The sequence below is a fragment of the Pseudoalteromonas sp. SR45-6 genome (assembly GCF_014163545.1).
Lineage (GTDB): Bacteria > Pseudomonadota > Gammaproteobacteria > Enterobacterales > Alteromonadaceae > Pseudoalteromonas > Pseudoalteromonas rhizosphaerae.
The window spans coordinates 27,830-40,713 of the sequence record NZ_JACJDM010000045.1; the positions used below are offsets into that span (position 1 = coordinate 27,830).

Genomic DNA, 12,884 nt, shown 5'->3' on the forward strand with positions numbered 1-12,884 from the left:
ATTTACTCATGCGCAAACACAGACCCACAATTAGAGACCACTCAGCAGAAGCTAACCTATTTGCTCGTCGCGCCTTTGTGGGGTTTGTATTTGTTACTATTTTAGTCGCGGTTTTACTTTCCAATTTATATACCATTCAAGTTGATGATCACCAAGATTATCAAACACGTTCTAACGACAATCGCATTAAAGTTATTCCTATTGCTCCTAACCGAGGCCTTATTTATGACCGCAATGGTGTGTTGCTCGCTGAAAATAAGCCTGTTTACAATTTAGAAGTTATTCCTGAAGAAGTTGACGATCTTGATGCATCACTGTCAGCACTGACAAAATTTATTGATATTTCAGAGCAACAAAAAAACGATTTTCTTGATGATATAAAACATAACCGTCGCTTTAAGAGTCAAGTATTAAAAGCACGTTTAAACGAACAAGAAGTGGCCCGTTTTTCGGTCAATCAGCATAAATTCCCAGGGTTTAGTATCGAAGCACGTTTGGCACGCTACTACCCGTTTGCAGATACCCTAACTCATGCGTTAGGGTATGTTGCTAAACTCAATAAAAAAGAACTGGCTCAGCTCGAAGCACAAGAGCAAGGTACTAATTACCGTGCAACCCATGATATTGGTAAACTCGGTATTGAGAAATATTATGAACAACTGCTGCATGGCCAAGTAGGTTCACAGCGGGTTGAAGTCAATAATCGTGGTCGCGTCATTCGCACCTTAAGTATGACTCCTCCGCAGCCGGGTAATGATCTTGTTCTTACTCTTGATGTTGGCTTGCAGCAAATTGCCCAACATGCACTTAAAGATATGCGTGGCGCTGTGATCGTCATGGACGCCAAAGACGGAGGCGTGTTAGCGCTGTATTCTAATCCCAGTTATGATCCGAACTTATTTGTTCACGGCATTAGCAGTAAAAACTACAAAGCCTTATTAAATCCTGACCGACCTCTAATCAATCGAACCACACAAGGGCGTTATGCGCCAGCATCGACGGTAAAACCTCACATGGCTGTTCTGGCCCTTGAAGAAGGTCTCGTTACCGAGCAAACGTCAATGTGGGATCCTGGTTTCTTCCAAATTCCGAATGTTGATCATAAGTGGCGAGATTGGAAACGTTGGGGCCATGGCCATGTTGATGTTTACAAAGCCATTGAAGAGTCTTGTGATACCTATTTTTATGATGTTTCTTATCGATTAGGGATCACCAAAATCAGTGATTTTATGGCACAGTTTGGCTACGGTGATTTAACCGGTATTGATATTCATGAAGAAACCACGGCTATTTTGCCATCAAAAGAATGGAAAGAAGGCCGTTTTAAAGAATCATGGTGGCGTGGCGATACTATCTCTGTTGGCATTGGCCAAGGTTATTGGACCGCAACTCCCCTACAAATCGCAAACGCGATGAATATATTAGTAAATCGTGGCATTAACCACCCACCACACTTAGTACAAGTTGTGAAAAAAGACAATGACGTCACACAGATCAATAATGAAGAAAAGCCACCCGTTATTTTAAAAGATCCTCGCCATTGGCAGGTCGCATTAGATGCTATGCATAACACAGTTCAAAAAACCTCAGGTACTGCACACAGAGCATTTAAAGGAACAAATTACGATTCAGCAGGTAAAACAGGCACCGCACAAATAGTCAGTATTGCTCAAGGTGAGCGATACGATGCAAAATCCCTCAAAGAGCGTCAACGTGATAACACTATCTATGTAGGCTTTGCACCTTATGAGGATCCCAGAATCGTTGTTTCTGTTGTTCTAGAAAACAATCATGGCGGTGTGCAAATTGCTCGCCAACTAATGGATTACTACTTTGCCGCAAATCCCGTTAATCTTGCTAGGAATAACACACCATGACCAGTTTGCATGATGGCCGTTCAATCTGGATGCGTATGCATCTTGACTTGCCGCTACTGCTGGCATTGCTATTAATGATGGCAGGCAGTGTAACCGTTGTTTATAGCGCCAGTGGTCAAGACCCTGCAATGATGATCCGTCATATTACTAGGATGGGCGGCGCTGTTTTAGGTATGATTATTTTAGCGCAATTTTCACCCGCGACCTTAAAGCGTTTAGTTATTCCTTTATATTGTGTTGGGTTAATGATGCTGGTTGGGGTGCTGTTATTTGGCGTCAGCTCCAAAGGCGCTCAGCGCTGGTTAGATTTAGGCATTACCCGCTTTCAACCTGCTGAATTAATGAAAATAGCCGTGCCTATGATGGTGGCTTGGTATATTGGCCGTAATCATTTGCCGCCAAGAGCACTGCACTTAGTTGTTGGTTTTACCATTGTTATGGTTCCCACACTCCTGATCAAAGAACAGCCCGACTTAGGTACCTCCATCTTAATTGCCAGTTCAGGGATCTTTGTATTATTTTTGTCTGGTTTAAGCTGGCGATTAATCGGCTTTTTAAGCGCTTTGGTTGCTTTAGCTGCATGGCCTTTTTGGCATTACGGTATGCATGACTATCAAAAACAGCGGGTACTAACTTTGTTCAATCCAGAAAGCGATCCTCTTGGCTCTGGTTATCATATTATCCAATCAAAAATAGCTATCGGCTCTGGTGGTATTGAAGGTAAAGGTTGGCTGCAAGGCACGCAATCACAATTAGAGTTTTTACCTGAACGCCATACTGATTTTATCTTTTCAGTACTTAGTGAGGAATTTGGCCTTTTTGGTGTATGTGTTTTATTGTCCATGTATTTATTTATTATTGGTCGCGGTTTGTATATCGCAGTTAATGCTCAAGATGCATTTGGTAAATTACTGGCAGGGGCACTCACGCTGACTTTTTTTGTTTATGTATTTGTAAATATTGGCATGGTATCAGGGTTACTACCTGTGGTGGGTGTACCATTGCCATTGATAAGTTATGGCGGTACGTCGATGGTCACTTTAATGGCCGGGTTTGGCATTATTATGTCTATCGCAACTGATAAAAGGATGCTGTTAAAATAATGCGCTACTGTTTAAAATTATTCAGCTGTTTGTGGTTAGTGGTTTTTTTAAGTGCCTGTAGCTCTTCAGGTATAAATCACAGTGACCGGTATAGTATGCGCCATGATTCTGCACCACTGAGAGTACCCACTGAATTAGAAATGCAAGATGCCATAGTCACAGAGGTTAGCAAAAGTGCCAGTGCTGGGCGCGCTTACACAGTTAACGGCAAAAACTATACTCCGATGCTAGATGAAACTGGTTATAGCGAAGAAGGTATCGCTTCATGGTATGGCCGTAAATTTCATGGTTATCACACCTCAAATGGCGAAGTCTACGATATGTTTGCGATGACTGCAGCTCATAAAACGTTACCCTTGCCTAGCTTTGTAAAAGTAACCAACACCAGTAATGGCAAATCTGTGATTGTCCGTGTAAATGATCGTGGCCCATTTCATGATGATCGCTTAATCGATTTATCCTATGCAGCAGCGTATAAACTTGGTTACTATCATCATGGTACAGCCAAGGTTAAGCTTGAAGCTATTACAATGGCCGATTCGACTGCGCGTTTGAGTTATATTCAAGTCGCTGCAGGCAGTACCTTAAAAAATATTGAAGCATTAGCGTACACTTTACGCCAGCAATATCAATTACCCACTAATATTGTGGAAAAAGATGCTATTTATAGGCTGCGTTTAGGGCCAATTAAAAATGCTGAGCAAGCTCAGCAAGTACTTGAAAAACTAAAACAGGATCAATTTCAAAACGCGTTCTTGCTTTATAGTGAATAACACCTTTAGAATGAGGTAAACGCGAATCTTTAACTTTAACCATTAATGAGTATGATGAAATCTATTAAATCCAAAATTATTAGCGGTGTATGTGGCGTAGTTTGCTCTGCTGCCGTTTTTTCTGCGACCGCCCAAATCATCCCTGCACCGCCTCAAGTTAATGCAAAAGGTTATTTTCTTGTTGATTTCACCACTGGTAAAGTTATTGCCGAGGGTGAAGCTGATACTCGCCTAGCACCTGCCAGTTTAACTAAAATGATGACCAGCTACGTCATTGGTACCGAAATCAAAGCAGGCAATATAGCGCCAACAGATATGGTTACGGTAAGCGAAAAAGCGTGGGCTAAAAACTTTCCTGAATCTTCGAAAATGTTCATCGAAGTGGGTAAGCAAATTAGTGTTAACGATTTAAACCACGGTATTATTATCCAGTCAGGTAATGATGCTTGCGTAGCAATGGCAGAACATATTGCCGGTAGCGAAAGCGCATTTGCAGACTTAATGAATGCCCATGCTGAGAAATTAGGTATGAGTAACAGCCACTTCATTAACAGCCATGGTTTAGATACCAACGAACACTTCACAACCCCTCGAGATATGGCCACCTTAGGTGCAGCACTTATTCGTGATGTGCCTGACGAGTATGCGGTTTACTCACAAAAATCATTTACTTTTAACGGCATTAAGCAATACAACCGTAACTCACTGTTATGGGATGAAAGCTTAAACGTTGATGGTATAAAAACCGGTCATACATCGGAAGCAGGTTACAGCTTAGTAAGTTCAGCGACTAAAGATGATATGCGTTTAATCGCCGTGGTTATGGGTACTTCGAGTGAACGTGCACGTAAAGTAGAAAGTAAAAAATTACTTAACTATGGTTTTCGTTTTTTTGAAACAATCACACCTTACAAAGCCGGCGACAGTTTTGCCGAACAACGTATTTGGATGGGTAACAAAGAAAATGTATCGTTAGGCATTTTAGTTGATACGCCGATCACTATTCCACGCGGCCAACGTAAAAATTTAAAAGCCGACTTTAAACTTGATAAAGTTTTAGAGGCACCATTAGCGAAAGGCTCTACCGTAGGTACTTTATCTTTACAACTTGAAGGCGAAGTAATTGCTCAGTATCCTCTGGTAACGCTTGAAGAAGTTGAAGAAGGTAGCTTCTTTAGTAAAATTTATGATTACCTACGTTTACAAATAATGTAAAACGCTACCAAATAATATAAGCGCCTTGCAAAGCAAGGCGTTTTTTTTTGCTTTAAAGATGGTAGAATGCGCCTCATATCTAACCCGCAAATAACCAGAATACCAATTGTCTTATGTAAGCGATTAATTCAATTGTTATAAAGGTCGAGAACAGGTTATCTAATCGGTTTATTGTTTGGTAATAAATACTAAACACACATATAAGTATGAGGAGTCAACGTCGTGGCTACACCGGTAAAAAATACTAAATTTGATGAATATTTAGAATACCCTTGCCCTTTTACATTTAGAGTAATGGGGTTGGCAAACGTCAACTTAACTGACCAAATTCTAACTAAGTTACAACCTATTGCCCCTGGCGACTACGCTCCAAAAGTTAAACCTAGCAGCAAAGGTAATTATGAGTCAGTTAGCTTAGTCGTTACCGTGACCAGCGGCACTCATATTGAAGAAATTTATAACGTGATCAGTGCGATTGATGACGTACGACACATGCTTTAAACGCTAAGCGGAGTAAGCTGTGAGCGAAAATACCTTAATCGTCCGTCAACTTGGTAAACAGCGTTACATGCCAATTTGGCAACAAATGCAAAACTATACTGATGTTCGAACTGAGCATGATGCGGATGAAATATGGCTCGTTGAACATGAGCCAGTATTTACGCAAGGCCAAGCAGGTAAAGATGAACACCTACTTGCACCTGGAGATATAGAAGTGATCAAGGTTGACCGAGGTGGTCAAGTAACCTATCACGGACCGGGCCAGCAAATGATGTACGTATTATTTAACTTACGTCGCTTGAAAATTGGCGTACGAGAATTGGTCACATGGCTTGAAGAGTGTATTATCGATACACTCAATGATTACGGTATTAAAGCCTACGCAAAAGCAGATGCCCCGGGGGTTTATGTTAACGATAGCAAAATAGCATCATTAGGACTTCGTGTTCGCCGTGGCTGCTCTTTTCATGGTCTAGCATTGAATGTAAACATGGACATGAGCCCGTTTTTACGTATCAACCCATGTGGTTACGCCGGTATGAACATGGTGCAAACAACCGACTTGAACGGCCCAGAAAACCTTGCGCAAGCAGGTGCTGGGCTCGTAAAACATATGATTAAAAAACTTAATGCGACACAGGTTAAGTATACTGAAGGGTTTGAAAACGAATGAATAAACCAGTCAAGATGGAACCAGGGGTAAAACTACGCGACGCTGAAAAAATGGCGTTGATCCCAGTAAAAGTATTACCCACTGAAAAAAACGAAATGTTACGCAAGCCAGAGTGGCTAAAAATTCGCTTACCTAAATCAACTGAGCGGATCGACGGCATTAAACAAGCCATGCGTAAGCACGGACTGCATTCAGTGTGTGAAGAAGCCTCTTGCCCTAACTTATCAGAATGCTTTAATCACGGTACAGCAACTTTTATGATTTTAGGCGCAATTTGTACTCGTCGTTGCCCATTTTGTGATGTTGCCCATGGCCGTCCGTTAACACCAGACGCCGCAGAGCCTGAGAAGTTGGCTCTTACTATTCGCGATATGAAGTTAAGCTATGTGGTGATCACCTCTGTGGATCGTGATGATTTACGTGATGGCGGCGCACAACATTTTGCTGATTGTATTCGTGAAATTCGTAAGTATAACCCAAAAATCACCATCGAAATTTTAGTGCCTGATTTTCGTGGTCGCATGGACCGAGCGCTTGAAATCTTAATAGAAACGCCACCAGATGTATTCAATCATAACCTTGAAACTGCACCGCGTTTATATAAACTTGCGCGCCCAGGTGCTGACTACAAATGGTCATTAGAATTACTGCGTCGCTTTAAAGAAGCACACCCTGAAGTGAAAACTAAATCAGGTCTAATGGTTGGTCTTGGCGAAGAAATTAGCGAAATCGAAGAAGTACTGCGTGATTTACGCGCGCATAATGTCGATATGCTAACGGTTGGCCAATACCTACAGCCATCAAAGCATCACTTACCTGTAAAACGCTACGTGCCACCAGCAGAGTTTGACGCGCTTAAAGAGTACGCTGATGAAATTGGCTTTACTCATGCCGCATCAGGCCCATTTGTTCGTTCAAGCTACCATGCTGATCAACAAGCTGCGGGTAAAGAAGTGAAGTAATCATTTTTACAGAATTGAAAAAGCCGTTAGTAATGGATTAAATCACTAACGGCTTTTTTGTTATATTAATGGTCTTACCTTTCATGCTAAACCCTTAAAGTTAATTTTAAGAGCATTTCTTCTTAGTTGTTGTAAAAATTTTTAGCATATATTTTTCAACGTTTATTTTCGTTTCGAAGCATTGCTTCTCAATTGTGCTGAAACATTATCGTTCAACTTAAGCCAATTTGTTTCATAATCCCACGTTGCTTTAAACTCTTCGCTACTCCTTGAGCTTTCTAACATTTCTCTAAAATCAAAGACGTCCGCAAAATTACTTTCATTTACGTCATAATTACCCCAGCCTCTAGGCTCCATCTTAATATACTTTAAATAATTAGACTTAAAATCATTAACGGCAGTGACTAGCTCTTCATTACTATTTAGTTTTTCTGCAATGATTGCCTTTTCATCATCATTAAGAGAACCCGTTACTGTAAGCTCACCTGACTCATTGATAGAAATACCCCAACTTTTATTTGCTAAGGAAGGCTGTTCACTCCTTAATTCAGCCATAACGCTATCATAGGGTGAAAGCATCTTCTCAACTGCTTTAGGGACATCACCACCAGGCATATACAAATGAACTGTAGCGACTCCAATATCATACATAACCTCTTCAATAGGTCTTAATATATTGGCATCTTTATTTACAGGCTTATAGTATGTTGCATCAGGCTCTTTAAACTGCCCTTTATGATAGATGTCCTTCGCTAGGCGCTCCATTTCACTTTTTAATTGCTCTTTACTATTCACTGGCGTGTTGATTTCGACCACCGAACTGTTTGAAGTAGGTTGCAATAGTGGATATGTATCTTTCGAGTTAACTTGCATATTACGTCCTTGTTTTTTTTATAGCTAAGTTGTTATCGGCTAACTATTCTTATGCTTTAACTATTCCCCCCCAAAAAAGGAACCTACTTTATTCTTTGGCTATCAGCCAAAAACTATTTTTGCGGTTTGTAATTAATCATTAGGTCAAACGGCTTTTCCTTGAGACAATCACCCCTGTTATTTTTAAAACATGGTTCTTTATGAAACTATTAGTTAGAAACTTATCACGCACTATCACTGAACATGAAATCCGCGTACTTTTTACTGAACACGGTAAAGTAGCCGATTGTAATTTAGTACTAGATAAAGAAACCGGCCAATCGAAAGGCTTTGCCTTTGTAGAAATGCCAAACGATGCAGAAGCTGCTGTAGCAATAAAAGCATTGAATCAAAGTACTGTTGATAAAAGCAAGATCCGCGTAAAGAAAGCTGACGCTTAAACGTGTTATTTTGTTGCAAAAGGCCAGCACTCTTCGCTGGCTTTTAGCTTTTTTTCACACAACTTCTGCGCCAGTCCCTTTCACCCAACGAAATTTAATTCAGCCCCTAAATCATAGTACCCAAAATCAACTAATTGTATTTTATAAAAATATCTGCGCTTCATGGCAAAAAACTAGACAGCAAAACCGACACCCCATATAGTCACAGTATGTATCCTTAAAAACCTGCAATTATGACTCCTCTTTTTAAATCGCTCAGTGTAACTTTATTATTGGGCTTAACTGGCTGTTCAGAGCCTGCTCAAGAACAAACGACGCTTGACAATACAACCAGTGTAAATTTAAGCAATATTAAACAACATATTAAAACCCTTGCCTCAGACGAATTTGAAGGACGCGGTCCATTAACGCGCGGTGAAGTAAAAACTGTGGGTTACTTAAGTGACCAATACCAAGCGCTTGGATTAACTGGTGCATATAATGATAAGTTTTTACAGCCGGTAAAAATGGCGATGGTAACCGCTGATCAAAACATGCAATTAAAAATTGGCGACTTGAGCTTTACCGCTGGTAAAGATTTTACGGCGCGAACGAAGCAATTACAGCCACTTATTGATGTTCGTGATTCAGAGGTAGTATTTGTTGGTTATGGCATTAATGCGCCCGAGTATAATTGGAATGATTATAAGAATATTGATGTAACGGGTAAAACGGTTGTTGTGTTAGTAAATGATCCTGGGTTTGCTACGCAAAACGATGCGCTATTTACCGGCAACGCTATGACCTACTACGGTCGCTGGACTTACAAATACGAAGAAGCCGCTCGCCAAGGCGCAGCCGCAGTATTTATTGTGCACGAAACAGCGCCAGCTGCATATCCTTGGGGCGTAGTTGAAAGCTCAAATACAGGCACAAAATATACCTTGATGGATAACAACCTAAACGCATCAGAACTACCGGTTATGGGTTGGCTAACACTCGATGCAACCGAGCAGCTATTTAAATCAGCAAACTTGAGCTATCAACAATTAAAGCAACAAGCACTTAACGACGACTTTAAAGCTACTGCGCTTAATTTAACAGCAAACCTTGCATTTAAAAACGAAGTGTCACACGCTAAATCACACAATGTTGTTGCGCAATTAACGGGCAGTGAAGCGCCTGATGAATATATTGTGGTCAGCGCACATTGGGATCATTTTGGCACTAAGCAAACTGATAGCGGGCCAAAAATTTATAATGGTGCAGTTGATAATGCCTCAGGCAGTGCTGCCACAATTGAAATCGCTCGTATATTAAGTAACATGCATAAACAAAAACCGTTTAAGCGCTCGATTATTTTTGCGAACTTTACCGCCGAAGAAACAGGGTTAATTGGCTCAGAGCAATTTGCCAGTGGCGAACTTATCCCTACCAAGCAGATGGTCGCTCTGTTAAATATTGATGGTATGAATGTGCTAGATGGCACCGATTACATACTGCAATACGGCAAAGGCTTATCACAAATGGAAGACTACCTTAGCAAAGCCGCAAGCAAACAAGGCCGTCATGTAAAAATGGATCCCGTGCCACAAAACGGCCTATTCTTCCGTTCAGATCACTTCTCACTAGCTAAACAAGGCGTACCTGGTTTACTGTTTATGAGTTTAGGTGATACAGATCCAGATTATATTGCTCATAAATACCATAAAGAAGCTGATGATTACTCTGCTCAGTGGTCATTAGGTGGTGTAAAACAAGACATCGAGTTAATTGTTGATATCGCATCACAATTGGCAAACAACGGTGATTGGCCAAAATGGCAAGCCGATTCAGATTTTAAAACTCGTCGCGCCCAAGACCGCGCAGAATAAACTAAGTTGAGTTGGGGTAGGCATTCATCGCCTACCCCATTTTTATTAATGCCCTTTCTTATTGCGTTGTGCGCTCAATAATAAGGTTTCGGCTTTTGCCCCTAAATACACATAAATAGCCAGCGCAATCAATAGCCCTACAACCGCCAACATCATATAAATTGCCGGTAATAAATACTGCGACTGCCCCAGCGCTGCCTTAAACATCGTTAATAACGCTTCAATAGACACTGCAATTAAAATAGTTGAAATAAACCGTGTGATAGTGCGCCGCGTTGAACTGTGCCTAAAGATATCTTTATGCATTAAAATTTCTTCTTCGAGAATCGTTTTACCTAAATCAAATATTGCTAATGCGAGGGTGATAAAAATGATGATCGTAAACGGTTCGAGCGGATCATTTTCTATAGAGCGGACAAACAGTAAGCTATAAATATCACCAAACACCCGACCAAGCAAAAATAACACTAAGATAAATAAGCAACTGACAATAATGCCATAACCCGCTTTAAAAAATGGCGTCATCGTGGCGCGAGTACGATCCCCCATAATAAATTCGATTAATTGCGTTAGACATACATCAATCACTAAATAGCGATTTTCGCCATATGAAGCATGTAACGATTTTATTGCTGAAATACATAAGTGATTGGTCGCGATCGAAATATAGGGCGGCGTAAAACGAGTATGTTGCTGCTGTTGGATACCTTGAAAATACGGCCTTTCACTCAAATCCTGTGAATCGCCACGATTATTTAAGGTTTTCATATACTGACGTTTAAAGCAGACATTATTACCTAGCTGCACGCCATTTTTATCTAAACAGTATTGTAATTCTAAAAATGGGTATTGAGCGATTAAGTAACGATTATCTTGTTGTTTTTTAACACCGTCTTCTAAGCTTGCTAGCACTGAGTCAAGTAAGTCGTGGATCACGGTTTGGTATTCTTGGTAACGTTCGACGCTACTGATATAACTCATTCTTGCCATGTGTTTGCTCCTAACTGCATAATTAAAAGTAATAGCAATTACAGAACCAACTTTACAAAAACTTATAAATCAATTAGTTGTATTATTTAAATAAAATAAAAAATCTATTTCGCACCAACCAGGTGCAAAATAAAGTGCTGGACTTACTTTTTTGCAAGCACAAAAAATGGGCTACTTAGCCCATTCTTTCATTAAATCAATTACTTTTAAATTTCATCATCAGAGTCTTGCACTTGACGTTGTGCAGCTCTAGCAATGATTTCAACATAAAACGACTCTAAGCCTTGTTTTTCAATTTCGCTGATTGAGTTGCTAATTTCAGCAACGTGCACCACTTGGGCATCTTCAGCAGTGTTACCAAATTTACAATCAAATGCCCAGTAATCAGCATCAATTGGCAACGTTTTGTTACGCTCTCTTTTCAAATACTTTTTTACTTCATGCTTTGCAGCATCTACCATGCGAGGGTATTTGATTTTCTCGTGATTCAGCGTGAATGTTTTCTTCATTACGTTCCTAATTACCTTGATTTAATGATGATGGCAATAATACCAAGTAAATTGGAAATGCCATTTGGGGTCATTATAGCAATTGCATTTAGTTTGTGGATGCTTTTTTTACACTAAAATAAATAAAATATTTTTACCGATAATTATTACAGCTTAATATCACGCTTGGGCAAGGTGTAAGGGTTGATGAAGCTCAGCATTATTAAGGCTATCGTAAAATGCAGCCGCATCCATTTGCGGATGATCCAGCTGTGTTTCTTTATCTAAATGACGCTTTCGCACGACAAGTTCGCAATTATCAATCACCATTAGTGGAATATGGTTTTTATCATCCCTGATCACTAATGGTTCCGGCGCAAGGCACGAGCGTAAACGAATATCTGCCATGCTGCCTTGTTGTAATAGCTGTGCATTATGTTGGCCAATGAGCATATCAAATTCATCTGGAGCCAATGCTTGCTCAGGCCCTGCCCCTAATTGTTCACGTAATTGCGCTTCAGTTGGTGTTGAAGCATGTGCATCAAATGGGGTTTTAGGGAGATGAAATTGACTAAAATCTAACACGTCATGAGAAAGCATTGCCAATAATAATGCAAACTCGCCACGACGGTGTTCTGAGACACTTTTGGCAAGACGATTGTTAAGTTGACTCTCTGTGATTAACAAATCATCGATTTGCATAGACTTTAGCCGATTGCAGTTAGTAATAGATATTTATCGGCTTTATTTAATATTTCTTTAGCTTTTTTCTTTACTTAAATGCTCACTTTGCTATTATCAGCGCCGTTGCATTGGAGGGGTTCCCGAGCGGCCAAAGGGATCAGACTGTAAATCTGACGGCTCAGCCTTCGCTGGTTCGAATCCAGCTCCCTCCACCACTTTTCTTACCGCTAAGTTAAGTGGGGCCAAATGCGACAAAATTAGTGTGGAGGGGTTCCCGAGCGGCCAAAGGGATCAGACTGTAAATCTGACGGCTCAGCCTTCGCTGGTTCGAATCCAGCTCCCTCCACCACTTTTCTTATCTATCAGCAAAACTTCATTCTTCGAACTTTATTCTCGCTAACTTTATTCTCTCTAACTTTATTCTCGCTAACTTTATTCTCGGTAACTTTATC

13 protein-coding genes and 2 tRNA genes are annotated in these 12,884 nt (G+C 40.5%); 11 read left to right on the plus strand and 4 right to left on the minus strand.

The features are described from left to right. Window positions 1-8 precede the first annotated feature (8 nt). The 7 genes from mrdA (at window position 9) to lipA (ending at window position 7,104) form a co-directional block, all read left to right on the plus strand. Window positions 9-1,877 carry a penicillin-binding protein 2 gene (gene mrdA / locus H5158_RS16970; protein WP_182740489.1) on the plus strand — a complete coding sequence of 623 codons (1,869 nt, stop codon included), beginning with the start codon at window positions 9-11 and terminating at the stop codon, window positions 1,875-1,877. Next, on the plus strand, window positions 1,874-2,980 hold the full coding sequence (gene rodA, locus H5158_RS16975; RefSeq protein WP_182718129.1) for a rod shape-determining protein RodA: 1,107 nt from the start codon (window positions 1,874-1,876) through the stop codon (window positions 2,978-2,980). Before mrdA ends, rodA begins: the two co-directional genes overlap by 4 nt. Next, window positions 2,980-3,753 carry a septal ring lytic transglycosylase RlpA family protein gene (locus H5158_RS16980; protein ID WP_182718130.1) on the plus strand — a complete coding sequence of 258 codons (774 nt, stop codon included), beginning with the start codon at window positions 2,980-2,982 and terminating at the stop codon, window positions 3,751-3,753. The genes rodA and H5158_RS16980 overlap by 1 nt, the downstream gene beginning before the upstream one ends. A 54-nt stretch (window positions 3,754-3,807) precedes the next feature. Further along, window positions 3,808-4,968, plus strand: a complete 1,161-nt coding sequence (locus tag H5158_RS16985; protein ID WP_149980736.1) for a serine hydrolase — start codon at window positions 3,808-3,810, stop codon at window positions 4,966-4,968. 222 nt (window positions 4,969-5,190) lie between these two features. Then, entirely contained in the window at window positions 5,191-5,469 is a 279-nt protein-coding gene (gene ybeD, locus H5158_RS16990; protein WP_145240537.1) for a DUF493 family protein YbeD, read from the plus strand. A gap of 19 nt (window positions 5,470-5,488) precedes the next feature. Further along, window positions 5,489-6,142 carry a lipoyl(octanoyl) transferase LipB gene (gene lipB, locus H5158_RS16995; RefSeq protein WP_145240535.1) on the plus strand — a complete coding sequence of 218 codons (654 nt, stop codon included), beginning with the start codon at window positions 5,489-5,491 and terminating at the stop codon, window positions 6,140-6,142. Further along, complete coding sequence (gene lipA, locus H5158_RS17000; RefSeq protein WP_145240533.1) at window positions 6,139-7,104, plus strand: lipoyl synthase; 966 nt, start codon at window positions 6,139-6,141, stop codon at window positions 7,102-7,104. Before lipB ends, lipA begins: the two co-directional genes overlap by 4 nt. Before the next feature lie 162 nt (window positions 7,105-7,266). On the opposite strand, the gene H5158_RS17005 is transcribed toward lipA, so the two are convergent. Beyond that, window positions 7,267-7,977 carry a hypothetical protein gene (locus H5158_RS17005; protein ID WP_182718131.1) on the minus strand — a complete coding sequence of 237 codons (711 nt, stop codon included), beginning with the start codon at window positions 7,975-7,977 and terminating at the stop codon, window positions 7,267-7,269. 200 nt (window positions 7,978-8,177) lie between these two features. Here H5158_RS17005 and H5158_RS17010 point away from each other — a divergent pair, with 200 nt between their 5' ends. After that, window positions 8,178-8,417, plus strand: coding sequence for an RNA-binding protein (locus H5158_RS17010; protein ID WP_145241401.1), 240 nt, complete (start codon window positions 8,178-8,180; stop codon window positions 8,415-8,417). 233 nt (window positions 8,418-8,650) lie between these two features. Continuing rightward, complete coding sequence (locus H5158_RS17015) at window positions 8,651-10,270, plus strand: M28 family metallopeptidase (protein WP_182740490.1); 1,620 nt, start codon at window positions 8,651-8,653, stop codon at window positions 10,268-10,270. Window positions 10,271-10,315: 45 nt separating this feature from the next. Here H5158_RS17015 and H5158_RS17020 read toward each other — a convergent pair whose 3' ends face one another. From H5158_RS17020 to H5158_RS17030, 3 genes are all read right to left on the minus strand, one after another. Next, window positions 10,316-11,260 carry a general glycosylation pathway protein gene (locus H5158_RS17020; RefSeq protein WP_145241406.1) on the minus strand — a complete coding sequence of 315 codons (945 nt, stop codon included), beginning with the start codon at window positions 11,258-11,260 and terminating at the stop codon, window positions 10,316-10,318. 206 nt (window positions 11,261-11,466) lie between these two features. Then, a complete protein-coding gene (locus H5158_RS17025; protein ID WP_145241408.1) occupies window positions 11,467-11,769 on the minus strand; it encodes a DUF6172 family protein in 303 nt (100 codons plus the stop codon). 159 nt (window positions 11,770-11,928) lie between these two features. Beyond that, window positions 11,929-12,450, minus strand: coding sequence for a VC2046/SO_2500 family protein (locus H5158_RS17030; protein ID WP_145241410.1), 522 nt, complete (start codon window positions 12,448-12,450; stop codon window positions 11,929-11,931). A gap of 112 nt (window positions 12,451-12,562) precedes the next feature. Here H5158_RS17030 and H5158_RS17035 point away from each other — a divergent pair. Continuing rightward, window positions 12,563-12,647, plus strand: a tRNA-Tyr gene (locus tag H5158_RS17035). A gap of 49 nt (window positions 12,648-12,696) precedes the next feature. Next, a tRNA-Tyr gene (locus tag H5158_RS17040) sits at window positions 12,697-12,781 on the plus strand. Window positions 12,782-12,884: the final 103 nt, after the last annotated feature.